Origin of the sequence: Amycolatopsis sp. CB00013, assembly GCF_001905755.1 — a bacterium.
Taxonomy (GTDB): Bacteria; Actinomycetota; Actinomycetes; order Mycobacteriales; family Pseudonocardiaceae; genus Amycolatopsis; species Amycolatopsis japonica.
The window spans coordinates 340,420-366,242 of the sequence record NZ_LIWC01000005.1; the positions used below are offsets into that span (position 1 = coordinate 340,420).

The 25,823-nt window shown below is 69.1% G+C and carries 27 protein-coding genes; 12 read left to right on the plus strand and 15 right to left on the minus strand.

Annotated elements, in window-relative coordinates; translation table 11 throughout:
* Positions 1–10 precede the first annotated feature (10 nt).
* The gene (locus tag AMK34_RS31800) at positions 11–2,998 is read left to right on the plus strand and encodes an AfsR/SARP family transcriptional regulator (RefSeq protein WP_073847808.1); all 2,988 of its coding nucleotides are present in this window, start codon (positions 11–13) and stop codon (positions 2,996–2,998) included.
* A 25-nt stretch (positions 2,999–3,023) separates the two neighbouring features.
* Here AMK34_RS31800 and AMK34_RS31805 read toward each other — a convergent pair whose 3' ends face one another.
* The 5 genes from AMK34_RS31805 to AMK34_RS31825 all read right to left on the minus strand — a co-directional run bounded on the left by AMK34_RS31805 (position 3,024) and on the right by AMK34_RS31825 (position 6,463).
* Positions 3,024–3,320 carry a hypothetical protein gene (locus AMK34_RS31805; protein WP_073847809.1) on the minus strand — a complete coding sequence of 99 codons (297 nt, stop codon included), beginning with the start codon at positions 3,318–3,320 and terminating at the stop codon, positions 3,024–3,026.
* Positions 3,317–4,690 carry a WXG100 family type VII secretion target gene (locus AMK34_RS31810; protein WP_073847810.1) on the minus strand — a complete coding sequence of 458 codons (1,374 nt, stop codon included), beginning with the start codon at positions 4,688–4,690 and terminating at the stop codon, positions 3,317–3,319. The genes AMK34_RS31805 and AMK34_RS31810 overlap by 4 nt, the downstream gene beginning before the upstream one ends.
* Positions 4,690–5,004: a WXG100 family type VII secretion target gene (locus tag AMK34_RS31815; RefSeq protein ID WP_073847811.1), complete on the minus strand. Its 315-nt coding sequence runs from the start codon at positions 5,002–5,004 to the stop codon at positions 4,690–4,692. The genes AMK34_RS31810 and AMK34_RS31815 overlap by 1 nt, the downstream gene beginning before the upstream one ends.
* 87 nt (positions 5,005–5,091) lie before the next feature.
* Positions 5,092–5,385 (minus strand): hypothetical protein, encoded by a 294-nt coding sequence (locus AMK34_RS31820; RefSeq protein ID WP_143202677.1) that lies wholly within the window; start codon positions 5,383–5,385, stop codon positions 5,092–5,094.
* Between the two features lie 67 nt (positions 5,386–5,452).
* A complete protein-coding gene (locus AMK34_RS31825) occupies positions 5,453–6,463 on the minus strand; it encodes a DUF5925 domain-containing protein (RefSeq protein WP_073847813.1) in 1,011 nt (336 codons plus the stop codon).
* A 198-nt stretch (positions 6,464–6,661) separates the two neighbouring features.
* On the opposite strand from AMK34_RS31825, the gene AMK34_RS31830 reads away from it, so the two are divergent.
* Both AMK34_RS31830 and AMK34_RS31835 read left to right on the plus strand, forming a co-directional pair.
* Entirely contained in the window at positions 6,662–7,837 is a 1,176-nt protein-coding gene (locus tag AMK34_RS31830) for an ATP-binding protein (protein WP_038518151.1), read from the plus strand.
* Positions 7,834–9,531, plus strand: coding sequence for a tetratricopeptide repeat protein (locus AMK34_RS31835; protein WP_073847814.1), 1,698 nt, complete (start codon positions 7,834–7,836; stop codon positions 9,529–9,531). The genes AMK34_RS31830 and AMK34_RS31835 overlap by 4 nt, the downstream gene beginning before the upstream one ends.
* A 261-nt stretch (positions 9,532–9,792) precedes the next feature.
* On the opposite strand, the gene AMK34_RS31840 is transcribed toward AMK34_RS31835, so the two are convergent.
* The 3 genes from AMK34_RS31840 to wecB all read right to left on the minus strand — a co-directional run bounded on the left by AMK34_RS31840 (position 9,793) and on the right by wecB (position 14,145).
* On the minus strand, positions 9,793–11,016 hold the full coding sequence (locus AMK34_RS31840; protein ID WP_073847815.1) for an HNH endonuclease signature motif containing protein: 1,224 nt from the start codon (positions 11,014–11,016) through the stop codon (positions 9,793–9,795).
* Positions 11,017–11,209: 193 nt separating this feature from the next.
* Positions 11,210–12,937 (minus strand): DUF2334 domain-containing protein, encoded by a 1,728-nt coding sequence (locus tag AMK34_RS31845; protein WP_073847816.1) that lies wholly within the window; start codon positions 12,935–12,937, stop codon positions 11,210–11,212.
* Positions 12,934–14,145 (minus strand): non-hydrolyzing UDP-N-acetylglucosamine 2-epimerase, encoded by a 1,212-nt coding sequence (gene wecB / locus AMK34_RS31850; protein WP_073847817.1) that lies wholly within the window; start codon positions 14,143–14,145, stop codon positions 12,934–12,936. Before wecB ends, AMK34_RS31845 begins: the two co-directional genes overlap by 4 nt.
* A 423-nt stretch (positions 14,146–14,568) precedes the next feature.
* Between wecB and AMK34_RS31855 the strand changes: the two genes are divergently transcribed.
* Both AMK34_RS31855 and AMK34_RS31860 read left to right on the plus strand, forming a co-directional pair.
* The gene (locus tag AMK34_RS31855; RefSeq protein WP_073847818.1) at positions 14,569–16,062 is read left to right on the plus strand and encodes a glycosyltransferase family 2 protein; all 1,494 of its coding nucleotides are present in this window, start codon (positions 14,569–14,571) and stop codon (positions 16,060–16,062) included.
* On the plus strand, positions 16,062–16,733 hold the full coding sequence (locus tag AMK34_RS31860) for a hypothetical protein (RefSeq protein ID WP_073847819.1): 672 nt from the start codon (positions 16,062–16,064) through the stop codon (positions 16,731–16,733). The genes AMK34_RS31855 and AMK34_RS31860 overlap by 1 nt, the downstream gene beginning before the upstream one ends.
* Here AMK34_RS31860 and AMK34_RS31865 read toward each other — a convergent pair.
* Genes AMK34_RS31865 through AMK34_RS31875 form a run of 3 tightly spaced genes read right to left on the minus strand, consistent with a single transcriptional unit; the run spans position 16,720 to position 18,700 of the window.
* A complete protein-coding gene (locus AMK34_RS31865; protein WP_073847820.1) occupies positions 16,720–17,796 on the minus strand; it encodes an MAB_1171c family putative transporter in 1,077 nt (358 codons plus the stop codon). The genes AMK34_RS31860 and AMK34_RS31865 overlap by 14 nt on opposite strands.
* Positions 17,793–18,275: an ImmA/IrrE family metallo-endopeptidase gene (locus AMK34_RS31870; RefSeq protein ID WP_073847821.1), complete on the minus strand. Its 483-nt coding sequence runs from the start codon at positions 18,273–18,275 to the stop codon at positions 17,793–17,795. The genes AMK34_RS31865 and AMK34_RS31870 overlap by 4 nt, the downstream gene beginning before the upstream one ends.
* A 2-nt stretch (positions 18,276–18,277) precedes the next feature.
* Positions 18,278–18,700 carry a helix-turn-helix domain-containing protein gene (locus AMK34_RS31875; RefSeq protein WP_038524247.1) on the minus strand — a complete coding sequence of 141 codons (423 nt, stop codon included), beginning with the start codon at positions 18,698–18,700 and terminating at the stop codon, positions 18,278–18,280.
* Between the two features lie 155 nt (positions 18,701–18,855).
* On the opposite strand from AMK34_RS31875, the gene AMK34_RS31880 reads away from it, so the two are divergent.
* The 4 genes from AMK34_RS31880 (at position 18,856) to AMK34_RS31895 (ending at position 20,619) form a co-directional block, all read left to right on the plus strand.
* Positions 18,856–19,122, plus strand: coding sequence for a hypothetical protein (locus AMK34_RS31880; RefSeq protein ID WP_073847822.1), 267 nt, complete (start codon positions 18,856–18,858; stop codon positions 19,120–19,122).
* 17 nt (positions 19,123–19,139) lie between these two features.
* Positions 19,140–19,421: a hypothetical protein gene (locus AMK34_RS31885; protein ID WP_037346464.1), complete on the plus strand. Its 282-nt coding sequence runs from the start codon at positions 19,140–19,142 to the stop codon at positions 19,419–19,421.
* A gap of 78 nt (positions 19,422–19,499) precedes the next feature.
* The gene (locus AMK34_RS31890) at positions 19,500–19,940 is read left to right on the plus strand and encodes a hypothetical protein (protein ID WP_073847823.1); all 441 of its coding nucleotides are present in this window, start codon (positions 19,500–19,502) and stop codon (positions 19,938–19,940) included.
* Between the two features lie 127 nt (positions 19,941–20,067).
* Complete coding sequence (locus AMK34_RS31895; protein ID WP_073847824.1) at positions 20,068–20,619, plus strand: M23 family metallopeptidase; 552 nt, start codon at positions 20,068–20,070, stop codon at positions 20,617–20,619.
* Positions 20,620–20,666: 47 nt separating this feature from the next.
* On the opposite strand, the gene AMK34_RS43790 is transcribed toward AMK34_RS31895, so the two are convergent.
* The gene (locus AMK34_RS43790; RefSeq protein WP_274534456.1) at positions 20,667–20,792 is read right to left on the minus strand and encodes a hypothetical protein; all 126 of its coding nucleotides are present in this window, start codon (positions 20,790–20,792) and stop codon (positions 20,667–20,669) included.
* Between the two features lie 200 nt (positions 20,793–20,992).
* Between AMK34_RS43790 and AMK34_RS31900 the strand changes: the two genes are divergently transcribed.
* From AMK34_RS31900 to AMK34_RS31910, 3 genes are all read left to right on the plus strand, one after another.
* Positions 20,993–21,733: a hypothetical protein gene (locus tag AMK34_RS31900; protein WP_038518176.1), complete on the plus strand. Its 741-nt coding sequence runs from the start codon at positions 20,993–20,995 to the stop codon at positions 21,731–21,733.
* Between the two features lie 192 nt (positions 21,734–21,925).
* Positions 21,926–22,420 carry a hypothetical protein gene (locus AMK34_RS31905; protein WP_241832907.1) on the plus strand — a complete coding sequence of 165 codons (495 nt, stop codon included), beginning with the start codon at positions 21,926–21,928 and terminating at the stop codon, positions 22,418–22,420.
* A 180-nt stretch (positions 22,421–22,600) separates the two neighbouring features.
* Entirely contained in the window at positions 22,601–23,584 is a 984-nt protein-coding gene (locus tag AMK34_RS31910) for a glycosyltransferase (RefSeq protein ID WP_073847825.1), read from the plus strand.
* Between the two features lie 4 nt (positions 23,585–23,588).
* Here AMK34_RS31910 and AMK34_RS31915 read toward each other — a convergent pair whose 3' ends face one another.
* The 3 genes from AMK34_RS31915 to AMK34_RS31925 all read right to left on the minus strand — a co-directional run bounded on the left by AMK34_RS31915 (position 23,589) and on the right by AMK34_RS31925 (position 25,638).
* Positions 23,589–23,999 (minus strand): hypothetical protein, encoded by a 411-nt coding sequence (locus tag AMK34_RS31915; RefSeq protein ID WP_037346455.1) that lies wholly within the window; start codon positions 23,997–23,999, stop codon positions 23,589–23,591.
* A gap of 78 nt (positions 24,000–24,077) precedes the next feature.
* Positions 24,078–25,289, minus strand: coding sequence for a peptidoglycan-binding protein (locus AMK34_RS31920; RefSeq protein ID WP_073847826.1), 1,212 nt, complete (start codon positions 25,287–25,289; stop codon positions 24,078–24,080).
* Positions 25,290–25,323: 34 nt separating this feature from the next.
* Positions 25,324–25,638, minus strand: a complete 315-nt coding sequence (locus AMK34_RS31925; RefSeq protein WP_038518188.1) for a hypothetical protein — start codon at positions 25,636–25,638, stop codon at positions 25,324–25,326.
* Positions 25,639–25,823: the final 185 nt, after the last annotated feature.

The following is a 25,823-nucleotide window of genomic DNA, read 5'->3' on the forward strand; positions in this document are numbered from 1 at the left end:
GGAGGGTGCGGTGGAGTTTCAGGTGCTGGGTCCCCTGCGGGTCCGACGCGACGGGCGGGACGAGGCGCCGGCGGGAAGGCTGCAGGGCGTCCTGCTCGGGGTGCTGCTCGCGCGGGCGAACCAGCCGGTGCCGGTGGACGTGCTGACCGGCGCGTTGTGGGGCGACCGGCGAGACCCTCGGCACGCGCAGAGGCTGCAACTGCATGTTCATCGGCTCCGGGGGCTGCTCGCGGAGCCGGAGCGGCTGTCGTTCGGCGAGGCGGGCTATCGGCTGCGGGTGCTGCCGGGTGAGCTGGACTCGGAGCGGTTCGCCTCGCTGTTCGAGGAAGCGCGCGAAGTCGCGGACGAGGATCCGCAAAGGACGGTCGACGTCCTGCGCGGGGCGCTGGGCCTGTGGCAGGGCGACCCGTTCCGCGACGTGGACGTCCCGCTGCTCGCCGACTGGGCGCAGCGGCTCGCCGAGCTCAGGTCGGTCGCGCTGGAGACGCTCTACCAGGCCGAACTCGCCTGCGGGCTGAACGCGGCGATCATCGGCGAACTGACGGAGCTGGTGCGCCGGTATCCGGTTCGCGAGCGGCTGCACGGCCTGCTCATGACCGCCCTCTACCGCGCCGGGCAGCAGGCCGAAGCGTTGCAGGCGTATCGCACGGCACGGGACACGCTCGTCGAAGAACTCGGCGTGGACCCGGGGCCGGAGTTACGTGAACTGCACCAGCGCATCCTCGCGGGAGAGTCGCTGGGGCCGGACGAGAAGGCCCCGCTCGCGAGCGTTCCCGCTCAGCTGCCGGTGGATGTGCGCGGTTTCGTGGGCAGGGACGCCGAACTCGCGGAGCTCGACGGCCTCCTCGCCACCGGGGAGACCGCGGTGGTCTCGGCTGTCGCCGGAACCGCCGGAGTGGGCAAGACGGCGCTGGCCGTGCGCTGGGCACACCGGGTGCGGGACCGGTTCCCCGACGGCCAGCTGTACGTCGATCTGCGTGGCTACGGCCCCGACCAGCCGGTCTCGCCGGAAGACGCGCTGGCGGGCTTCCTGCGCGCGCTGGATTTGGACGGTGCGGCGATTCCGCAGGACCTCGCCGAGCGCGCCGCGCGGTTCCGCACCCTCGTCGCCCGGCGCCGGATGTTGATCGTGCTGGACAACGCCCGCACGGTCGAGCAGGTGCGCCCCTTGTTGCCCGGTAGCCCGTCCTGTTTCGTGGTGGCGACCAGCCGCGACGCGCTGGCCGGCCTCGTCGCGCGCGAGGGCGCCCACCGGCTCGATCTCGATCGGCTGCCGGGCGAGGACGCCCGCGTCCTGCTCCGCGAACTGCTCACCGACCGGGTGGACGCCGAACCCGAAGCCGCCGCCGCGCTGGTGGAACGGTGCGCCCGGCTGCCCCTGGCCCTGCGGATCGCCGCCGAGCTGATCCGGTCACGGCCCGCGCGCGGCCTCGGTGAATTCGTCGACGAGCTTTCCCGTCAGCAGGACGCTCTCGATCTGCTGGACGTCGACGGTGATCCGCAGACCGCCGTGCGCGCCGTGTTCTCGTGGTCGTACCGGAAACTGGACGCGGTGGCGGCCAGGATGTTCCGGCTGCTCGGCCTGCACCCCGGACACGACACGGACGACCACGCGGCGGCGGCCCTCGCCGGTACCGGGCCGCGGGAGACGCGCCGCGCGTTGGACGTGCTACGGCGGGCCCATCTCGTCGATCAGTCCCCCGACGGCCGCTACCGTTCCCACGACCTGCTGCGGGCGTACGCCGCCGAACTCGCCGAATCCACCGACAGCGCGGACGAACGCCAAGCGGCGTCGAGCAGGCTGCTCGACCACTACCTGTTCACGGCCTCGGCCGCGATGGACGTCATCGCGCGAGACGATTACGCCCCGAGGCCGAAAGCGCCCGCACCCCACGGGGAAGCACCGGCGTTCTCGACCTACGACCACGCGTGGCGCTGGCTCGACGCCGAGCGGGCCAACCTGCTGGAGGTCTGCGGGCACGGCGGACCGGCGTCGGTGATCCACCTGTCGGAGACCGTGTGGCGTTACCTTGACACCGGCGGCTTCTACGACGATGCCGATTCCCTGCACACTCGTACGGTCGACGCCGCCCGCGAGCTGGAAGACGAACGCGCGGAAGCGAAAGCGCGACGCGCGCTCGGTGTCACGATGTCCCGCAGGGGCCGGGACCGCGAAGCGATCGACCATCTCGAGTGGGCGATGGCCGCGTTCCAGCGCACCGGGGACGAGGGGTTCGAGGCCGCGACGCTGAGCTTTCTCGGCTGTGTGTACGGGAAGAAGGGTGAGCTGGAGGAGGCCCATCGCAGATTCGAGCGAGCACTCTCGCTGACCGACCCGGACGAAAGCTGGTATCTGCACTGCGCGGTCAGGATCAACCATTCGCAGAACCTGCTGAGCCTCGGCCTTCCCGAAGAAGCCAAGCAACACCTCGACGTGGCTTTCGCCCTGTGCCAGGAAAATCACGATGAGCACATCGAATGCAACGCGGTCAACCTCCTGGCCAAGGTGTATCTCCACAGCGGACACGACGACGATGCCTTCGACCACGCTCAGCGCGGTTTGGCCCTCGCCAGGGCCGCTGGTTTTCGCACTCAGGAAGCCGACTGCCTGAGGGTTCTGGGAGTGGTGCACCGGCGCCAGGGCGACGGCGAACAGGCCTTGCGCCACCATGAGGAAGCGACGACACTCGCTCGTGCCATCGGTGACACGGAACTGATCACCGAGGCCCTCAACGCGCTCGGCGCCACCCACGCGGCCGCGGGACGGCATGCCGAAGCCCTCCACAGTTACGGCGACGCGCTGGCCGTGGCCACCGAGGCGGGCCACCGCGAGCAACTGGCGCACGCCCACGCCGGTATCGGTGACGTCCACGCTGAACGGGACGAGCACGACGAGGCCCGCCGTCACTGGCTGCGAGTACTCGACTTCTACCGCGACCTCGACGTCCCTCAGGCCGCCGAAATCCGGGCGAAGCTCAGCCGTTTTGGCCACGGCTGAACGGGTTCCGTGGGTCGCGAAGCCACTATCGGGACATCCCAGACCGCCGAGGGCCCGGATCGTCGTCCCAGTCCGGCTCGAAATCGAACTGCCGGGGCCTCCGTGAACTCGGTGGCGCGAAGGCGTTGCGACGGTCTTCCGCCCTGCGCCGGATCGCGGCGACGCGCTCGTGCCAGCGTTGTGTCAGGGCCGCGGATCGCTCCGCGCCGGCCCTCTCCGCCGCGTAGCACCGCTCGGCCCTGACCGCGATCCGGTGCCGGTTGCCCTCGATCCGGTCGGCGAACCGCTCGCGCATCCGCTCGATGCGCTCCTCCCCCGTCATCGCGGCATCACCTCCCGCCGCCCGCCGGCACTTTCCCGCGCGCCCTGTTCGAGCATTTCCCGCATCACACCGAGGATCTCCTCGAACCCCTCGTCGGTGGCGTCGCAGACGTCCCAGAACGCCTCGACCTTCGTCTCCACCACCGGCACCAGGTTGCCGTCGCACCACTCGGACGCCGACTGCCGGACTTCGGCCTTGACGTCGTCGCTGATGTTCAGGCACTCCTGGTCGGCCGGAATGCCGAACTGTGAGGCCACATAAAGGATGTCCTCGTCGCTCGCCCCTCCCTTGGCGACCGTGACCAGCCGGTCGACGATGTCCGGCACGATCCCGTTGATGGCCGGTGAGAACAGGCCGTTCACGGTCTGCGCCTTGGTCACGCACAGCTGCTCCAGCGCGCCGCGGACCTCGGTCAGCACCTTGCCTGCGTTGTCGAGCTCCTTCATCAAGGCCCTGGCCCGGTCCACCGCGTCGTCGTAGCGCGACGACGCGGTGTCCGCGGCCTCCCCCTCCCATTCGGCGAACAAGTCGCCCTGGGCCGTGATCAGCTCGTCGACATGGTGCTGCAGGCGGCCGGCCGCCTGTACGTACTGGTCGGCCTGGAGGCGGATGCGTTTGAACTCCACTTCACGCTGCTCGCCGTACCGGGCCTTGAAGATCCACTTGTCCGCGAACGGGTTTCCGGTCAAGGACGTGCCGCCATCGCCCGAACCACGAGAGGCCGCCCTCGATCCGCCTCCCCCGCTTCGGTATCGGCAGTACTTCCCCCAGAACAGCTTGAAGAAGTCCAGGCCGACCTCGCCGGAGTCGAAGATCTCCTTCGAGCTCGCGGCGCCGGAACCGCCGGTCGCCTTCAGGTTGTCCGCATAGGACTGGAGCCGATGGGCGTTCTCTCGCTGCTCGTCCAGGTCGTCCGCGTACCTGCGCTCGTGCTCCGCCTGGTCGATCGCGGCCTGCATGTCCGCGCTCGGGTTGCCGGATCCGGGCAGCGCGCCCGGGCCACCGGGATGCTCCTCGCCGTACGTCGCGATGGTCGCGGCGTCGTTGACCGCCTGACTCAAGGCGCCGTTGTTGATGGCGTTCGCGGCGTAGTTGTCCACGTACTCCTGGGCGTCGTATTCCTCGATGTACTCCTTGACCTCTTCCGGCACGGTGTCCGGGTCGTACCCGGTCCGTTCCTGGATGAGGACGTCACCCCAGATGTACCCCGTCGCGTAGTCGTAGCTCCACGCGGCGATGAGCTCCCGCTTCGTCTCGTCGGAGACGCCGGGGTCGTCGAGGATCGCCCTGATCTCCTCGTCGGTCGGGCTGACCTGGCCGTTCTCCCCTGCCGGCCGGTACCTCGCCTTGGCCTCGTCCCACCAGGCCATCACTCGCCCCTGTCACGCAGGGCGTCGAGCCGTGACGCGAAGTCCGACTCGGTGTCCCCGTAGACACCGGCGGACTCCCGCAGCAAGCTGGCGATCTCGTCGATGTCGCCGACCAGCCGGACGGCGACAGTCGCCAGTTCCCCGTTCGCGGCGACGTACGCGGCACCGTGTCCCTGGTAGCGGTCGCCGCCGAAGTCCGGCTGCGCCACCACGGTGTGCGCCACCTGCCCGCTCACCGACCGAAGCCCGGTACCGATGGTCCCGAGCTCGTCACTCACGTCCAGCAACTTCGCTGGATCGACTTCGTACCCCACGCGATCCCCTCTCGTCCCTGCCCCTTCGAAGAGGTTAGGAACGCGGCTTTCACGCGGCTTTCATCCGCGTGAAAGCGCCCGGGGTCGTCAGCGTCTGCGGGTGGGAGTGGAGCGGCGCGGGGTCGTCGGGCGCTTCGCGGTCGTCGGTGCGCGGTAAGTGGTGGTGGTCCGTGTGGTCTCGGGGGTGATCCGGGTCGTGGTGGTCGCCGGGGTCTGCGGCGAGGCCGTCGTGACCGGACCGGTCGTCGCCGGAGCCGTCGTCGGGGTCGTCGGCGAAGTCGTCGCCGGGGGCACCACCTGGCCTCGCCCCTGCCCACCCCCGGAACACGCGCCGAGCAGCGCCACCACGCCCACGACCAGCCCACATAGCCACACCCGCATGGCGCGGACCTTAACAGTCCGCCGCCCGGGGATCCGGCCGAACGACCGAATCCCACCCACCCCTCGGCTAGACCGCGGCTCGCAGGCGATACAGCTCGGCCAGTGTGGCGCCCTCGGAGCCGATGTCCGCGCCGTTCTCCGTGCCCAGCCACGTGGCCGCCTCGTCTCGCGGCAGCGGGCAGACCTCGATCTCCGCGAGGCAGCGGCCTGGCCGGACCACCGCCGGATGCAGCCGCGCGACGTTCTCGTTCGTGGTCAGGCACACCAGGATGTCCAGGCCCTGGCCGAGCAGCCCGTCGGTCAGGTTGAGCAGACGGGACAATGCCTGCCCGGAGTCGCGTTTCGCGTCCGCGCCGACGAGTTCGTCGCAGTCTTCGAGGATCAGCAGACGCCATTTCCGCTTGTCCGCTCGCTCCTCGCCGAGCACCACCGAGGTCAGGTAGCCCGGATCGGCGAACAGGACCTCGGGGTCGAGGACGTTGTCGACCTGGCACCAGTCCCGCCATTCGTGCGCGAGCGCGCGCACGGCGGTCGTCTTGCCGGTGCCCGCGGGGCCGTGGAGAAGGATCAGCCTGCCGGTGATGTCCTCCGGACGCGCCGCCATGAGCGTGTCGAGCGCGGTCACCGCCGAGCGCGGGTAGTTGCCGCGGATCGCCTGCCACGGCGGCAAGTCCATCGTCCTGGGCGCGCGCACGCCGGCGCCACCGCACCCCTGCACGTGCCAGAAACCGACCGGTACGGCCGATTCCCCGGGCACCCCCGTCCGCGCGGTCCCGACCGCGGCCGCGAGCACCTCCTCCGCCAGGTCGCCGGAAGTGGCGCATACGCACACGGTCGCGGCACCGGCACGGCGGCGCATCGCGACGAGTGTCCACTCGGGACCGTAGGCGAGATGCGAGTGCCGACCGTCCAGTTCGTACGTCAGATCCGCGGTGACGCCAGGAGGCAGCAGTGTCGCGTCCGGTGAGACCTCGGTGATTTCGGCGGCCCGTGCATGCGGCTTCGCCCCGGTGATGAACGGTTCCATGGCCAGCGCGTTCAGCACGCCTTCCATCGGCACGTTGCCACCGAAGAACATTCCACGATCAAGAGACTGGGGTAACTCCGTTGTCCTTGCTGTCACCCCATCACGGTCCATCGCGCGAGGCCGGCGCACATCAGGGACCGTCCCCGATTCACCCCTGACAGGGATCTTCGCCGGACCGCCTGTCCGCCACGATCGCCGGGATGATTGTCTCTGAGCTGACATTGGACCATTCGCGGAAGGAGGTGCGCGGTGAGCGATGACGGCTTCATCGAGGTGATCGCCCGCGAAGTGGAGGCCGACCCCGGTAATCTGGCGCTGCGTGAGGACTTCATCACGCTGCTGCTGGAGAAGGACCCGGACCGCGCCGCCACCGAACTGACGGCGTTCGAGGCCCACGGCGGCGATCAGGCGCGGATCCGCCTGCTGCGCGCCCGGCTGATGGCGGCACGGTTGCGGACCTCGGCCCCACCGCCCGCCGAGGCCGTGGCGGCCCCGTCCGATGAGGACCGTCACGCCGTGAGCGCCACCGCTTCGGAGTCGCTGTGGGACACCGAGCGTCCGGCGGTGACGCTGGCCGACGTCGTGGGGCTCGCCGAGGTCAAGCAGCATCTGAACACCGCGTTCCTGACTCCGCTGCGCAATCCCGAATTGGCGGCGGCGTTCGGCCAGAAACCGGGCGGATCACTGCTGATGTACGGCCCGCCCGGCTGCGGCAAGACGTTCATCGCCAGGGCGATCGCCGGCGATCTCGGCGCGTCCTTCATCCACGTGACCCTCGCGGACCTGCTCAGCAAATGGATCGGTGAGAGCGAGAAAGCGATCCAGAGCGTGTTCCGCCACGCCCGCGCGGCGGCACCGTGCGTGATCTTCTTCGACGAGTTCGACGCGCTCGGCGGACGGCGCACCTCCGGTGGCGGCGGTTCGCAGGCGATGCGGATGCTCGTCACCCAGCTCCTGGAGGAGCTCGACGGCGTGGCGGGCGCGAACGACGGGGTCTACTTCCTCGCCGCGACGAACCGGCCGTGGGACATCGACTCCGCGCTGCGCCGCCCGGGCCGGATCGACAAGACGGTGCTGGTGCTGCCACCGGACGCCGTCGCCAGGGCGGCGATCGTCCAGGGCGCGCTGGACGGCAAACCCGCCGACGATGTCGACGTCGTGGCCGTCGCGGCGGCGACCGAAGGGTTCTCCGGTGCCGATCTCAGCCACCTGACGACCACCGTGCTGCAGCAGGCGATGGTCGAATCGATGAGCAAGGGCGAACTGGTACCGGTCACGACCGGCGCGCTGCTGGCCGCCGTCCGCGGCATCACCCCGTCCACGACATCCTGGTTCGACCAGGTGGCGCCGGTGCTGGAGTTCGGCGTCGACGACGGCACCTTCGACCAGCTCCGGGCGTACCGGGTCAAGCGAGGCATGCGATGAGCGACACCGATTCCGTGGAACGGACCCTGGACCTGGCCTGGGAACTCCTCGAAGCCCAGCCGACGCATCCCAAGATCCCCGAACTGGCGCTGCAGGTGCTCGCGGCCCAGCCGGAGCGAAGCAGTGCGTCGATGGTGCTCGCCTATCACCGTGAGTCCTGCGGTGACCCGGACGAGGCCCGGCGTCTGTACGTCGGGATCACCGCCCGCCGCGACAGCCAGTTCATCTGGGCGGCTCGTTCGCTGCGGCGTCTGGCGTTCGCCGAGCACGACCACGCCGAGGCGCTGCGGTGGGCGCACACCGTGCTCGCCGAGACCCAGGAGGACTGGGACGACTGGATGAAGCTGGGCTCCGCCCAGGCACTCGCCGGTGAGCACGAGGACGGGTGGCGCCGGCTCGACGAGGCGGTCGCACTGTGCGCGCGGACGGCGCCGGGCGCGCTCCCCAAGGCGCTGGGGAGGCGTGCGGAGTACCTGATGGAGAGCCTCGCCCCACCCGAGCGGTTCATCGCCGCGGCCGAGGAGGCCATCCGGGTCGACGCGGCGGACTCCTGGATCGCGATGATGCTCGGCTGGTCCTACCTGGTGCAGTACCGGTTCGACGACGCCGAACAGCTCGGCCTGCGGCTGCTGCGCGAGGATCCGACCGATGACCTGGCGCAGAGCCTGGTCGGGTCCGCCCGGGAGATGCTGCGGATCGTCGACAAGGCCCAGGCCCAGGACATTTCACTGGACGACATCCGCGGCACCGGGACGATCGAGCTGGCGTGGCGGCAGCTCCGCGACCAGAAACTCGGTATCGACCTGGCTTCTGCGCTGGCGGCCTTGGACGCCGTGCTGCCCGCCGACCTGCGTGCCGCGCTGCGGCCGGGAATCTCGGTCGGCGACCTGGCCGAGGGCGACAAGGTCGGCTCCATGGTCGCGGAGGACATGGTGAGCTGGCACGACGGCCAGCGGCCCGGCTCCGGTGCGCTGTGGGGCTTGGACGAGCCGTTCCGCCTGATGTCGGCCGCGGAGATCATCGCCATGGACGCCGCGATCGACGCCGACCAGGCGGGCCATCCGGAGTGGCCGGAGAACGAGCTCTGGGAACAAGTGATGACCGACGACGACGGCGCGTACCTGGTCGCCGTCGCGTTCGGGGCGCTGGTCAAACGCCGTCCCGGAGTTCCCGACGAGCCGGTCGCCGAGTCGATGGCCGACTGGATCTGGGACCGGGTGGCCGGGTTCGGCGGGCGCGATCCGCGTCCGGCACCGCTGAAGACCGATCCGCTTCCGCCACTGACCGGCGTCATCGTCACGATGTGCGCCGCACTGGGCGCGCCCGAAGACTCCCCGGCCTACGCGGAACTGCGGCGGCTCTTCCCCGGCTCGACCGTCCGGCGGAGTGAACTGGTCCCCGACGAGCCGAGCGCCGACGGCGTCTACATCGAGGCGCTCGACGGGCTGGTGACGAGGGTCAGTGTCGATGTCGGGGTCTGCCCGGACGCGGACCGGCTGATCTCCGGGCTCGACCTCGGCGGGCATCGTGGGTCCGTCGATGCTTACGTGCGGGCGCATGGAGCCGTTCCGCACGACAGCTGGGTGAACCGCGCCAACGGCGAAGCCACGGTCGTCTACGACTTCGCCGGGAATCGGCTTGGCTTGACCTGGGCTGACGGGAGTATCGCCCGGATCTACGTCACCGGTGCTTGAGCGGCGGCAGGTGCCGTTCTGGAGCTCGCCGCTTTCCGGTGACGGGTCGGCCCTTGGGCAAAGGCCGCCCGTTGCCGTTTTCCGGCGACAGGTCGGAACAGTGGCGGCTCGTTGGCTGCCGGGCGGGGTTCGGAAGGCCGGAACAGCAGGACTTCTCGGCTCCGACTAGGCCCAGCCTCCGTCACGCACAACTCGCCTGCCGCCGTATTCCGGCGACAGGCCGGAACGCCGAAGCCCCCGTTGCCGTTTTCCGGCGACGGCTCAGAACGGTGGCGGCTCGTCGACTGCCGGACGGGGTTCATGAAGCGGCGGTGGTGTGCTGTCGTAGCGCTGACCGGTGGGTGTGGTGATCGTCAGAGTGCCATCGGAGGCGAGATGGTAGGTCCAACCGGGTTCGTCTTTCAACCGGTGATCACGGCGGCAGAGGTCGATGAGGTCGATATCGGAGGTGTGGCCGCCGTGTTGCCACGGCACCGAATGGTCAATGTCGCAGGCTTGAGCGGGTCGGTGACAGCCGGGTCTTCGACACTCACGATCCCGCACCCGCACAAACTCCGCCAAACCCACCGTCGGCCGATACCGGTCCCGACCCAGATCCAGAACCTGCCCAGACAGCGGATCAGTGACGATCCGCCGCAACACACTATTCCCACCCTCGGCGATCTCCCTGGCCAGCGCGGCGGGGATCGTGCCGTGCCCGGCCAGTTCCGCCGGATCCTCGTTCAGGCCGAGATAGGTGAACAAATCCATATAGAGAAACACTTCGCTGCGTTCACTCGTGCCGCCTTGGCCGCCGAGCAAAAGATCGAGGGCGACATCCGCCCGTAACTGGTCGAGAGTACGGGTTTCACCACCGGTTCTGAGAGCCCGCGCTTCGCGGTCGATCCGCTGGTAGGCGGCAGCGACCTTCTCGACCGGCCCATCCTCGACCTCGATGGATGCGACTCCGGTCTCACCGTGCCGCAACGTGAGACGACGACCCTCCCGATGCCGCTCAGCCCGTTTACCGGCGCCCTCGGGATCGATCGTGTTCGCCGCATGGTTGGCCGCCTTCCGGACCTGATCCGGATTCTTGTCCCCGATCCGATCCTCCAACAAGGCGTCCACCGCACGAGCGTCCTCATCGGACAGCCAGGCAGTGGCCGTCGCGACCTTCATCGCACTGAACCCAGCGAGTTTCCCCTCATCCATCAGGCTCAGCGTGCGAGGCAACCGGGTGGTCAGCGCGTCCGCGGCGGCGACCAGCGCACCCGCATGATTGTCCACAAGGGACAACTCAAGCGCGACCTCCTGCGCCACACTCCGCGCACCCTCACGATGCCGGTTCAACTGCGCCAACGCCCGAAACCGCACCGCCTCCAAACGCGCAATCCCCGCCGACGCCGCCTGCGCCAACGCGACGGAATCCCTGTCGTCCAACACAATCGCGGCATCGTTCACCGCGGCCAGCACCTCGGGATCAGTGAGGCCTTCCAAGAGCGCCACAGGCGCGGAATGAGTATCCACCCCACGAACATACGACCCACTACCGACAATTCCAGGCCCCACGAGCGACAGAGGCATTGCCGATTTTCGGCAACGCACACATCGCCACCGGCAAGACCCGACCTCACAAGCCCCCCGCGAGGAACGTGGATCCTGTCGTGTCCGCGGCAGCCTGCGGACACGACAGGAGTGATCAGCCGCGAGCGACCTCGCTCGCCGTGGTGAACTCGTATCCTTGCGCCCGCAGCCCGAGCACCACCGTGTTCAGGTGCTCCAGTGGCAGGAACGGGTGGAAGAAGAAGCTGGCCACGTTGTCGCGGACCACCTTGGACTTCGCACCGTCAGCGAGCAGGTCGGCGGGCAGCCGGGCCGGATGCTGGTTGAACGGCTCCGGAGCGACGTGGTCCAGATTCTCGGGGATCACCACGGCGCCATAGACATCCCTTACTGGGTAGGGAAAATACTGACCGTACTTGTTCTGATAGGACACCGTCGAGGTCGAGCCGCAGGCACCACGTGGGCAGTATCCCGCGAAATAGCTGCCCTGGTCGTAGCGCGCCGCGAAGTGCGAGCTGACCTCCTTGTAGTCCACCGCGGAACCACCGTAATGCGGGAACTCGAACACTTCCGGCTCGGGCAGCCCGACCCGGCGGAACTCGCCGAGCCCGGTGGCGATCCGCCCGCGGAACCATTCCGCGGAATCGCCGGGGACCGGGCCGGTCTCCACGACGTGGTTGTTCTTGTCGACGATCGCCGTGTAGAACTCGTAGTCCGCCGCGCTCGCCCCGCCGTAGGGGTTCGCCAGTTCCTCGAACTGATGGCTGTAGCCGTGCATGATCAACGTCGCGCCGCGCCGGATCGCGTGGTGCAGCGCGTCCACCAAGGCCGGGCTGTCCACGAGCCGCGCGAACGTCGGCCTGCCGCCGTTGGCCACACCGTGCGGATCCGCGTAATACGGGTAGACCGCGAGGGAGAACGGGATCCCTTGCCCGCCAAGGAGATCGGCGATCCGGCGGATCTGGCCCGCGTCGGTGCGCGGGCCGATGTCCTCGATCCGCACGAGCGCGCGGTGCCGTTCCGCGGTCTTCGGCGCGAGCGTGCCGAGCAGGATGTCGGCGGCGGCGAGGTACCGGTCACCCTCGTTGACGTAGGAGAACGGCGCCTCCGCGACGTAGGTGAAGTTCCCCGAGCGCACCGCCCACGGCGTGTGCTCGCCGGCCGTGACGCTGTCCGCGAGCACCTCGTTGACCGCCGGGTTTTCCCGCCGCACCAAAGGAACCGAGCCGATCTCGGGATTGCGTTCGAGCGACACGTTCTTGTAGCGGACCTCGGTGGGCGAAGTCGGCGTCCGCCCCGCCGGTGTCCAGCCCCAGCGCGCGGTGACACCCGGGTCGTGCGCCACCAGGCGGTCGACGTTCTCCCCCAGCCAGACCACCGGCACCTTCGCGGTCACCACGTCCGCGAGCAGTGCGGCGGGCAGCACGGCGTCACTGATCGAACCGACGTAGACCAGCGCCTGGTATCCGCCGATCTCGCCCGGCCGGTAGTCCGCCGCGGCACGCATCGTCCAGCCGCCCGCCCGCGAGACCAGGTTCGCGGTCTGCATCGCGAACGCTTCGGCCATACCGGCTTCGTCCGCGTCGGCGGGCGGATTCGGCGCGTCCCGTTCACCGGCGTCGTAGACCACCAGCGTCCGGTGGGCGCGGTTCCCGCCGGGGCCGGGACTGCCGACTTCGCTGCTCATCGCCAGCCGGTCGCCGAGCGAAACCGGTGCCGCCGCGGGCGAAGCGAGGATCGCGCTCGCCGGGCGCGTGTACACGACCAGCAGCACCAAACCGGTCGCGACGACGACCGCCAGCACCGCGAACCGCAGCCCGGCCGGGGTACGCCGTCGCCTGTCCACCTTGCGCTTCCGGGTCATACCAGCACACCCCCGGACACCGCGGCGAACTCGTCCACCGGCTCGGCGCTCAGCCCTAGCAGCCTGGCCAGCGCGCGCTCGGTGCGCGACGCGGCCCTTCCGTCGCCGAAGGGATTGCCCTCGTCCATCATCGCCGCCCTCGCCCGCGGGTCGGTGAGCAGTTCCGACGCCGCCCGCACGATCAGCTCGCGATCGGTGCCGACCAGCCGCGCACAACCCGCGTGGACCGCTTCCATCCGTTCGGTGACCTCGCGCAACACCAGCACCGGAACCCCGAACGTGGGCGCCTCCTCCTGGATCCCGCCGGAGTCGGACAGCACCAGCGTGGCGGCCGCGAGCACACCGGCCAGTTCCTCGTACCTCAGCGGCTCGGTGACCACCACGCGAGGCAGGCCGCCCAATTCCTCGTCGACCAGCTCGCGTACGGCCGGGTTCGGATGCGCGGGCAGCACCACGGACACGTCGGAATGGCGGGCGACCAGTTCGGTGACCGCGCGCAGCACCTGGCGCAGGGGTTCGCCCCAGGACTCGCGGCGGTGCGCGGTGACCAGCACCAGCCGTTCACCGCGGGCGGCGGCTTCCACCGCCGCGGCGACCCGCTCGTCCTGGAAGTCCACCGCGCCGCGGTCGGCGATCGCGCGGATCGCGTCCACGGATGTGTTGCCGGTGACCAAGATCTGCTCGGCGGGGACCTGCTCGCGAAGCAGGTTGTCCGCCGCGGCCGAGGTCGGCGGAAGATGCAAGGAGGCGGCCTGGGTGACCAGCCGCCGGTTCAGCTCTTCCGGGAAGGGCGCGGCCAGATCGAACGAACGCAGGCCCGCTTCCAGGTGCACCACCGGAACCCGCCGCCAGAACGCGGCGAGCGTGCCGGCCAGTGTGGTCGTGGTGTCGCCCTGGACCACCACCGCCGCGGGTGGTTCACGTTCGGCCAGCGCGTCCAGGCCGGTCAGCATCTGGCCGAGCAGTTCGGGCTGGCCACCGTCGCGGCGGTGCAGCGGCAACGTGACGTCCGCGCGGACGCCGAACGTCTCCAGCGCCTGATCGACCATCGTCGGATGCTGCCCGGTGGCGACCAGGCAGGGCTCCATCCGCCCGGCCTCGGCGATCGCTTCGGCGACCGGCGCCAGTTTGATCGCCTCCGGCCGGGTACCCATCACGAGCCACACGCGCGGCCGTGTCGCTTCGTTTTCGCGTTGATTCCAAACCATGACTCCCCCAAGGTTCGAATGATGTTTTCGCGATTCCGCGCACTTCTCATGATCATTTGTGCGGTGCGCTGTGCCCGATGCGACGCAGAGTGGTTCTGTCCGGTTCCCGTCGAATTTCCTCACCCGATCGAGGGAACCGCGAGGTGACTCTTCACGTCGTAGTCGAGGATGCGGGATCGGCCGGGGGGCCCGACGCATCACGCACAATCCTTTACACACAAGGGTTTGAGCACGATCATTTTGGGGGAGAAATGTCTGTCATCCGAATCGGACCGGCAGTCGGCGCCACCGCGACCTTGGGGGTCACCGCGGGGGCGGGCGCCTGGCCGCTCTTGTCACTCGCCGCGTTCATTCTGCTGCTTTTCGCGATTCGTTCGATTCTCGTGCGCATCGCACCCGCGCCGGAAAGGGGGAATTAGCGAAATGGAAACCAGCCTGTCCGTCATCGCCACCATCATGGTCGGCGTGCTGATCTGGTGGCCGTTGCAGAACCTCGTCCTCGCGGTGTTCGCCTGGCGGTCCCCGCAACGGCCGCGCAGTGTGCGCCGGACGCCGGATCCCGTGCCGTTCTGGATCGTCATCCCGGCGCTGAACGAGGAACGCGTCATCGCGAACACGGTGCGCAACGCCCTGGCCACCGGGACCAGGTACACACCGGTCCGCGTCGTGGTCGTGGACGACGCCTCGGACGACGCGACGCCGCATATCCTCGCCGGTATCAGGGATCCGCGGCTGCACGTGCTACGCCGCGAACTGCCCATCGCCCGGCAAGGCAAGGGCGAAGGCCTCAACACGGCGTACCGCTACATCCTCGAAATCGCTCGCCGGGAAGGCACGGTCGAGCAGACGATCGTCGGCATCGTGGACGGCGACGGCCGGTGCAGTGAGGGGATGCTCGACGAGATCGCCGAATTGATGGCGGAGAAGAACGTCGGCGCCGTGCAGTGCCGGGTGCGCATCCACAACCGGCACAAGACGTTGGCGCTCTTGCAGGATCTGGAATTCGGCGCCATCGCGGACTCCGCGCAATCCTTGCGCGATCTGGTCGGCAGCGTCGGTCTGGGCGGCAACGGCCAGTTCACCCGGCTGTCCGTCCTCGCCCGGTTCCATCCCGGACCGTGGTCGGCCTGTCTCGTCGAAGACCTGGAACTCGGTCTGCGCCTGCATCTTGCCGGGATCCGCGTCCGCTACACGAAATCCGCTTGGGTCACCCAGCAGGGCCTGACCGACGTGAAACGGTTGCTGCGTCAGCGAACCCGGTGGGCGCAGGGCAACCTGCAATGTTTCCGGCACCTGCGCAAGCTGACCACGTCACGGTTCGTCAGCGGCCTCGGCCTGACCGACTTCCTGATCTACCTGCTCTCGCCGTGGCTGACCGTGCCCATGTCACTGCTGCTGGTCGGCCTGGTCGCGGCGTCCGCGATCGCGCTGGTCACCGGGAGCACGCTCGGCGGGCTGGTGGCCACTGTGGACACTCTGCCGACGTCGGCCGCGATGCTGGTCGGGCTGGCCATGCTGCCGAGCCTGCTCTGGGGCTTGGTCTACTGGGTCCGGCTCCGCGACGAGAACATCCTGCGGTGCCTGTTCGCCGGGTTGCTCTATCCGTGGTTCCTGGCGCTGGGCATCATCGCGACGTGGCGCGCGCTGTTCCGGCTGATGTCCGGCCGCAACGGCTGGGCGAAGACCGAACGGCTGGCCGAAGACGGCCAAGCCACGCCACCGATGCCGCCGATGCCGGTTCCGATGGCGGCCCCCGTGCGGCTCCCGCTGCCGCGGCCCACCGCGCCGCCGGTGACGGTCGACCCCAGCGTCACCCAGCCGATTCCCGCGGCGGCGCTGGCCGCCGCCGAGCCGACCCGGCCGGTCCCGCATCCGCTGGCCGAAACCGAACCGACCCAACGACTGGAGCGGGTGTGATGGAAGGCCGGCACCGGCGCCGCCGGAAACGGAACAGGATCGTTCTCGTCCTGGCGGCCGCCGGGCTGGCCCTCGCCGCGGCCTCCACCATCGACCGCGACGGTGCCGGGAAGGAGTCGTCCGCCGGGTGGTACGTGACCGTGTACTACACCGCCGTCGAGTCGCATCACCACGACGCCCCGGTGCCGGTCAGCGGCTGCCTGGTGCTCGACTGCGAACGCGGCGAAGACCCGCTGGGCAGCTATCCCGAAGACTTCGTGCAGGCCGTCGAGGACGAAGGCACCGGCCGGATCGTCAGCGGCCGTCACGCCGGCCGGTACCTGAACTGGTCGCACGACACCGGTTTCTGGCTGGACGACGCGCCCCGCGACAGCCACGGCCGTCCGCTGGAACCCTTCGTCTCCGCCGCCGCGGATCCGGCCGTCCTCGCCGCGGGCCGCGAACTGCGGATCACCGGCTGCGGCACCGCGGAGGACGGCACGGCGATCGACCGAGGTGTCTGCGACCGGCTGCGGTCCGCCTCCTGGCGGATCATGGACGAGTTCACCCCGGGGCTCGGCGGAGACCGGCACATCGACGTCTACCTCGGCGAAGAAACCGGGCCGGACTTCACTTCCGACCCGCTGTACTCGTCGCTGCACAACGCCACGCTGGAACTCAAGAGGCCTTGACCTCCGCCAGCGCGCGCTCGCGTACCTCCCGCACGACCCCGGACCGCGTGAACGCGGACGAAACGGCGCTCAGCCAGGCACTTTCGTCCCGTGCGCTGGGATGCGGCCCCGCCGGATGGTTCGGCCAGCTCCGGCCGGCCTCCCGCATCACCAGCGCCGCCGCGAGTTCGGCGGCGGCGCGCGTGGGATCGTCCACCGGGGTGCGCAGCCAGTCCCCGAGCTGCGGCGGGACGTGTGCCCGCAAGGCGAGCAGGCCGTCACGGATCTCGATCACCCTGCGGTACAAGGTGAATTCGAGATCGTGCCGCACGGGCAGCGCGATCTGCGGGTGGGCGGCGACCAGTTCCTTCCACAACGGTGTCACCGCCCGGATCCTTCGCCACGCGCGCGCCAGCCGGAGCGCGCCGTCCCAGGTGGTGCACAGCCCGCCGAGGACCCACAACACCATCGCGCAGAGCCCGACCAGGCGGGCGCGGGGCAGGAAGTCGAGGTCCGCGAGATCGGTGATCTCCAGCCACAGCGAGGGAAGCCCGGAGAACAGCGCCCAGCCGATGGTGACCACCGCGGCGCAGATCAGGATCCGCAGCCCGGTCCGGAACGCGCCTCGTGGACGGCCCGCGGCGCTGCGGACGAGCGTGCGGATGAACAGCACCAGGCACGTGACCGCGTACGTCGTGAGGATCACCTGATACGCCACGATGCTGAAGCGCCATTGAAACTCAGATGTGCCGGCCTCGGACCGATGCGGCGCGAAGTCCAGGTAGCACACCACCATCAGGGTCCAGCAGACCACGATCGGCCAGAACGGCGTCGGCTTCTTCGGCGACCGGGTGCTGCGGACCAGTTGCAGCAGCGCGCGCATCGCGAGCAGTTGCAGCGCGTTGGTGACCAGCCGCGGGAGCAGTTCGTCGCCGAGCAGCCGGACCGTGCCCTCGGCCGAGACGGCGAGGGCCACCGCCATACTGAGGAAGAACGTGGCCAGATACCTCGGCCCGGTGCGGACCGTCATCAGCCGGGTGAGGCCGATCAGCGCCAGCAGCGCGGCGGACAGATAGCTGATCATGAACCGAGGGCGTGGCGCAGCCGATCGTTCTCCGGCCCGGTGCGCGCGGCGCGGCGCATGAGCAGCGAAGCGACGAGTTCGGCTTCCTTCTCCTGTTCCCGCGCGTAGGTGGTGCGGCCGAGGACGCGGCGGACCAGGTCCACCGACAGGCTGGGCGCGACGATCTCCGCGATCGCCTCCGGCCGCACCTCGCCTTCGACGTGCCCGCAGAGCAGGTGACCGAGTTCGTGCAGCAGGATGTGCCGCTGGTGCAACGGGGACGTGTCCCGCGTGTAGAACACGTAGTCCGCCCGATCGGTGGCCGCGAGCACCCCGCACGGCGCCCCCGGCCGCGCCTCGAGCGGCACCAGTTCGATGGGCCGCCCCCGCATCGCCGCGACCTCGCCGAACAACGTGGTGACGTCGAACGGCTCCGGCAGCCGCACACCGCCGGCGATGCGCTCGCATCTGCGCCAGAGCGCACTCTTCCTGCCCAGCATGGCTACTCCCCCTGGTCACGCTTGGACTCGCGCCGCTTGATCGCCTCGACGATGTCGGTCACGGTGCCGAGCCCCTCCTCGGACAGCGTCACCGCACGCAACGCCAGGTCGCGCACCGCGCTGTTGCGCAACGCTCCCAGCAATTCGACCTCCTCGGCAAGAGCCCTCCCCTGTTCGTCGTCGAAGAAGTACGCGGGCGGGACCTGGAAGAACGCCGCGAGCGCTTCGAGGTGCCGTTTGGTCGGGTTGTCCCGGCGGCCGGTCCGCAGTTGCCACAGGTAGGCGGCGGAAAACGACTCGCCGGTGCTCTCCCGGCAGGCCCGCGCCACCTCCTCGTGGCTGTGCTGCTCGCCGTTGGGCCGCCGGACCACCTGAAAGAGGCGGTCGATCCGGTCGGTGAGCGTGGTCGCCCGTGGTTCGGTCATCTTCACCTCCGTTAGCTGAAATGAATGAGTTGTGGCGCTTCGTTCACGTGGGTTGACAGCCCGGAGGCCGCCGCTCTACGGTTTCCACGTTAGCTGAGATGAATGACCAAGGGGAGTCGGTCGATCCTGGCTGACAACCAGAAGGGGGATCTCCCATGAAGAAGATGCTGACCGCGGCCGCTCTGGCGGTGGCCGCGGTGACCATGTCGGCGCAGCCCGCGCTCGCCGTGGAGACCGGGGACTTCTACGCCACCGGCATCGGCCCGGGACCGTCGGCCGCCGTCGCGTCGGCGGAAAAGGTCGCGCGCTTGTACGCGCGCAACACGGGCTGGCAGGACTCGCAGTGTTACGTCCGAGGCTCCGACATCCGGTCGCACTTCGACTACTACAGCGCGCGCGTCTGGCTCTACTGCCAGCGCTGAAACCAGGAGGGGAAAACATGAACAGAACGATCGCCCGCGCCACGGGGGCCGCCGTGGTCCTCGCGGGACTCATGACACTCGCGCCGTCGACGGCGAGCGCCGAGGAGACCCGGGCGTTCCTCGGGACCACGGTGGAGAAGACGTCGGCCTCGGCCAAGCGGACGGCGTTGCAGCAGGCCTACGACCACGCTTCCGCCTACGGGTACACGCAGGACCAGTGCGTGATCATCCACCTGTACTCGGTGAAGATCAGCTTCGTGATGTACCGGGGTGAAGCCGGGATCCACTGCACGAAGTAGGCGGTCCGTGAAGGCCTCCTTGAGGGACTCTGGGTCCCTTAAGGAGGCCTTCACGGACGTTCAGGCTAGGTTGGCCGGGTGAGTCTCCTCGACGACGTGGCCGAACGCGACGGCTGGCGATGCTGGGTGTGCGACGAACCGGTCGACCCGGACATGTCGGTGAACGACCCGCGGGGCCCGAGCGTCGACAGCCGGACCGCGGACCGGAAGGCCAAGATCGCCGAGCGGCTCGCGCACCGCGGCTGCAACACCCGCAAGGGCGCGGTCAAGGTGGTCATCGCCTGGCCGGATCGGCTGCACGTGGTCGAGCCCGCGCCGCTGATCACCGTCGCCGGGCGGCTGGAGCGCAAGGAAGGCCGCGAAATGGTGGCCCGGTGCCCGACGAAACAGGACGCGCAAGAAGCCGCCGACTGGCTGGTGGACCGCTTCTCCCGGCTGGTGCCGGGATTGCCGGTGACCGCCGCCGTCGAGCCGGGCGGCGGCCAGTTCCTCGTCATCCTGGCCGCGGGCCGTCGCTGACCGGATAACCCGTTCCTCGCCTTAGCGCAAGCCCTGAACAAACCATTGTCCGAGCCGTGGCCTGCCTGTTTAGTCAGGGACGCCCGGCCGATGGCAGGGCGTCGTACGCACGAAAGCGAGGGACACCATGAGCGGAAAAGCGTTACCGCGCAAGCTGATCACGATGGCGGCCGCCGTACTGACGGCGGCAGGCCTCACGATCACCGGCTCGGCCACGGCTTCGGCCGTGGACTACTACTACGAAATGCCGTACCCGGCGGGTGAGGCCTACACCATCTCGCAGGGACCGGAAGGCACCTTCTCCCACACCGGCCCCTACAACGAGTACGCCTGGGACATCGCACTCCCGGCCAACTACGAGGTGTCCGCCGCACAAGGCGGCCAGATCCTCGTCTCGGGCTGGTCGCCGTACTCGTCGAACGGCATCGAGGTGATCATCCGGCACTCCAACGGCACCTGCACGCAATACATCCACTTGAACCGGGCCATCTACAACGCGGGCACCTGGGTCCCGCAGGGCCGGATCATCGGCTGGTCGGGCAAGACCGGGGCGGCCACCGACTACCACCTGCACTACCAGGTGATCAACTGCGCCAACCGCGTGAGCATCCGCTCCACCCTGCAAGGCTGGACCCCGCCGACCGGTTCGCGACCGGTCAGCGTCAACACCAGGGCCTGAGCCCGCGGATCCGGCAGGACACCCGTCGCGCCGCGGGTGCTCCCCCGTCAGCCGTCCGATTTCGTGATGGTGACGCGCGCCGAGCCGGTCTGTTCGTTCGCGTTGTGTGTGTCGGCGTAGCCGAGATTCGGCAACGTCCCCGCGTAGAAACTCTTCGCACTCTCGGTGTCCACGCCGTGCGGCCAGTGCCGGCATCGAAATCCCACGCTTTTCGTCATAGCGGAAAAGCCACCTCTCCCCGTCACCGGACGGCACAGAACTTGAGACCAAGACGACAACTTCACCCGAAAGTGGGTACAGCTCCGCATTTCATCGGTATTTCATCCGCGCTCATTAACGTTCGGCGCGGCAATACGACAGTGGGGAGAAACCGATGAAAAGAACCGGAGCGCGTTTGCTCGCGACCGCCGTCCTGTCCGTCGTCACCCTGGCCGGCGCGATCGCCGGCACGGGAGCGGCTCAGGCGGCACCCGCCCGCCCGGACGGTCCGTGCGGGCCCGTCATGTTCGTCGTCCCGGGATATCAGGACGGCGGCGCGCAAAAGCTTCTCGACCGGGGACTCGCGCCGGGCGGCGCCGACCCGGTGCGCATTCCGTATCCGAACAGCGCGGGGGACGTCAATCTGTACGCCGACGTCGACGCCGGTGTCGCCAATCTCCGGACCGCGCTCTACAACCTCTATGTCACCTATGGCTGCGACCTCGAAACGAAGGTGTACATCGTCGGGTTCAGCCTCGGCGCGCTCGTCGCGGGCACGGTGCTGGAGACCGAGCCGCCCGGACGGAACATCCAGGGCGTGCTGTTCGCCGACGGGCGGCGGCAGCCCGTCGAGTCGAACTGGCCGGGTGATCCCGGCGGGCTGATCGGGCATCTGCCCGTTCCCGGTCCCGGCGGCGCCGGTTTCCGGCCGGTCGATTCGTTCCGCTACCCGACCTTGAGCCTCTGCAACGGCCCCAACGCGGCGGGCGGCGCGGATCTGATCTGCTTCGGCGGCACCAATCTGGACAGCTACTTCAGCTCGCACCCGTACTACAGCTTCGAAGTGGCCAACGAGTTGAACATCCACGGCGAAGGCCCGTACCCGAACAACCTGCGCAACCGCGTCATCCCGTAACCCGCTCCGCGACCCTTCCCGGCCGGCGCGCCGGGAAGGGTTGCGTGGCCGGCCGCGGTCGTGCCCGTGCGGACACGACGGTCCGGACCTTCGGGCAGCCCTGCGCCGCGACCCCATTTCGACGCAACCCCATTCCGCTTCCGGCGTCTTCGGAGACAAAGCTTCGACAATGGACGCGAGAGGGGCGCTGAAATGAAATTCACCGCGAAGAAGACCGTCAAGACCGCCATTGTGGGCGGCGCACTCGCCGCCACCGCACTTCTTTCCGCGTGCACCGGGAACAATGTCGCGGGAAATGGTTCTCCGGTGAAGAACGCGGCCGTCGAACAGGCTCAGCCGGGCGGTGGCCAAGGGGCGGCTGCCGGAGAGTCGTCGAACGGGGACGTCAACTGCAGCAAGCACGGCGGCCAGGTCGGCGCCCCCGGGCGGCCGAAGATGGACCTGATCGCGGTGGCCGCCACGGACGGCACCACTCCGGGCTGCACCGAGGCGTACAACGTGATCACCGAGTACTACGAGAAACTGCCGCAGGCCGAAGGCCCCGGCGAGCGGGTGCTCGACGTCCAGGGCAGGTGGACCTGCGCCCGCCTGACGGAATCCGGGACCGAGGTGGTCTGCGGCGTGCCGAACAGCTCCCTGCAGCTGGAGACCAGGCCCGCGGGCTCGGGGAAGGCGCCTGTCGAGTAGATCAGCGCGGCCACCCTGTGCCCCGGCGAGTCGGTCACCATCGAGCGTGAACGGCGCCGACCAGATCGCCACGGTCAAGGAGATCTACCGCCCCTGACCAGGGAACCCACCAGCAGGCGGCCGGGCCACCCGGTCGCCTGCTTTCAAATGTTCACAACATCTGATGCTAACATCTCGACCATGCGCGTCCTCTTCGCCAGCCTTGCGTCGGTCGGTCACACCTATCCCCTGATCCCGCTCGCGATCGCCGCCAGGGACGCCGGGCACGAGGTGTTCTTCGCCGCCGGCGAGCACGTCCATCCGCCACTGCTCAGGAACGGCCTCCGCCCGTTTCGGCCGGCGGACGCGTTCTACGAGATCTACGCCGAGGATCTCGAACCGGAGCTGGCGCGGCTACGGCCCGACCTCGTCGTGCACGAATGGGGACAACCAGGGGTGGCCGTCGCCGCGGAACGCGCCGGGATACCGGGACTCTGGCACGGTTTCGGCCGCATGTTCCCCGACGGGATCGGGCTTCAGCCGCCGACGCGACCCGACCGGCCGCATCTCGACATCTGCCCGCCTTCCTTGCAGGACAAGGACTTCCTCGCGACGGCCGAACGCGTCGAACTGCGTCCCGTTCCGTTCTCCGAACCGGCGGCGCGGCTCGAAACGACCGCGCGACCGTTGATCTACCTGACGCTCGGCACCGCGTTCGGCACGCCGGAAGTGCTCACCACGGCCATCCGGGGGCTGGCCACGCTCGGCGCGCATGTGGTCGTCGCCTCGGGACGGATCCGCCCGGAGGAACTCTGCGCCGTCCCGGACAACGTCACGGTGCGGGCCTGGTTATCGCAAACGGATTTGATGCCGCACGTCGACGCGGTGGTGCACCACGGCGGAAGCGGCACGACGCTCGGCGCGCTCGCCGCCGGTGTCCCGCAGCTGGTCCTCCCCCAGGGAGCCGACCACTTCGCCAACGCCGAAGCGCTGTGCACCGCGGGGGCCGCGATGAGCCTTCAGCCCGGCGAGGTGAGCGTGGAAGCCGTCGCCGCGCACACACGGACCCTGCTGGGGCGGAACGCCCATCGCGAGGCCGCCCGAGCGATCGCCGAGGAGATCGCCCGGATGCCCTCGCCCGACGAGGTCGCCCGCACCCTGCCGGAATGGACACAGGCCTCGTGAGTGGTCAGAACCCGAACAGCTCCTGCGGGATTTCGTAGTCGTCCGGCCAGGTCAGCCACGCGACGTCGGTCGGGCCGATGGCGCAGTTGGCCACCCGCCAGGACCGCGGGTCGTCGTCGACGCCCGTTTCGCTCTTCTTCTTGAGCAGGGCGACGTAGACGTCGGACATGACGCCGTCGGCCCGGCGGTTCTCGTAGATGGTGCCGGCGTAGTACGGACGGCCTGCTTCGGCGGGACGCATCGTGCCCTGCAGGAAGACCCAGGGACCGAGCCGGTCGAGCTGTTCCACGGCCACCCGGACCTGATCGCCGAACTCCTCGTCGAGCCGGGCGGTGGCGGCCTGGAGCACCGCTTCCCGGACCGGGTCGCCGGGATTCAGCGCCACCGGAAACGGTCGTGCGGACGGGGTGTACATCAAGCTACCTCCCACTGGCGGGCGGCGACGCGAGCGATCGCGTCCGCCTGCCCGGTGCTGCTACGGCGTTCTGTCGGATCAGGTCGGCGGGGTGAGGATCTTCACGAGGCCGCCACCGCCGCCCATGCTGATCTTCTGCGAACCGTCGGGGTTGACGTTGTTCGAGCCGATGAACTGGCCATCGCCCGCGTACAGCACGACGTGCCCGCCGTTGTTCGAGATCACCACGTCGCCGGGCTTCGCCTCGGAGAGCGGCACCGACCGCCAGCCGTCCGCTTCGAGGTTGGCCGTCAGACCCGCGACCGAGGCACTGGCCTGCCCCTTGTCGATCAGGCCCGCCGCCTCGAGACAGCCGGAGACGAAGTTCGCGCAGTTGACGTTGTTGGGCACCCACGACTGCATGGCGGGAAGCTCACCGCTGCCCTTGAGGTCGCCGGCGTTGCGGCCGAGGAACTTCTCCGCGATCTTCGCCGGGTTGTCGCCTCGGGCGTCGATCGGCTTGGCGGGCCTGCCGTCGCCCGGCACGCCTCCGCCTCCTCCGCCGCCACCACCGCCGCCTCCGCCACCGCCGCCGTCTCCACCGCCGTAGCTGGGTGTGCCGCTCAGCTGCTGGTTGACCGGCTTGGCGTGGACGCTCGACGCCGTGGTCTGGCCGTCGTCGGCGGGGATCAGCTCGAGGAAACCGCCTTCGATCTCCAGGCCGAGCGGCTTGAGGAGATCGTCGATCTGCTTCTCGGCGTCGTCCAGCGCCTTCTCGATCTCGTCCTTCTTGCCGTTCGAGTCTTTTTCGTTGAGCTGCCGGAGCCGCTCGATGTCCGACGCGGCCGCGGCGATCTCGTTGTCGTCTTCGGAGCTGTTCTTCCGGCGGCGGGCCGAGTCGATCAGCTTGCGGTTGTCCGCGTCCTTGTCGTTGGCTTCCTGGGCGAGTTGTGCGACCTTCTTCTTGACCTCGTCCATGATCTCGGAGACCCGCTGGAGGATGTTCTTGGCCGCCTCGGCCTTGTCACTCACCTTGTAGCTGGCCTTGCCGAGCTTTTCGAGATGGTCGGCGACGGCGTCGGCGTCCTTGCCCTCCCAGTGGCGCAGGACGTCGTCACGGAAGACCTTGAGGTCGTCGCCGAGGTCGTTGGCCCGGGTGGCGGCTCCGCCGACCTTCCTGGCCTGGTCATTGACCGCGCCCGAGTTGAGCTTCTGCGTCTGCTGGGCGTGCTTGTCGATGGCGTCCAGCGACTTCGGGCGGTCGTGCGACGGGTCGTCGAGCGTGCTCGGATTCCGCTCCGCGGTGGTCATCGGTAAATCCCCCTGGTTCCCGTCTTCAGTCCGATCAGTCCCGCTCGCGAGCGTGGCCGCGGAGGGTGTCGACACCCGCGGCCTCGTCGTTGCGCATCCGCTGCGCGGCGTTGGCCAGCGCGTTCGACGCGGCGTCGACGAGCTTCGCGGCGGCCGCCAGTTCGGCGTTCACACCGCGGTGGAAACCCTTCATCGTGGTCCCCGTGCTGGCCGCGTTCTTCAGGTCGCCGAACGCCGCTCCGGGATCACCGTCGCCCAGGTCCTTGCCCGTGCCGGTGTAACCCTCTTTGAGCCCGCCGACCTTCTTGGCCAGCGCGGCGATCTGCTCTGGATCGAATCGGCGAGTCATGAAGATCCTCCAGCCCGTGCTTGCCTGACCCGTAGTGCTCTATCGCGCACCCTATGAGTTCCCACCCACGCGTGTGCACCGTTTCCGTAAACGCGATGACGCCGTTCGTGTACACCGACGCATCCGGCCGCGCGTTGGTTCCCGGAAGATTTCCACGGCGTCCTCGGAGGGGAGATCCTACCCTC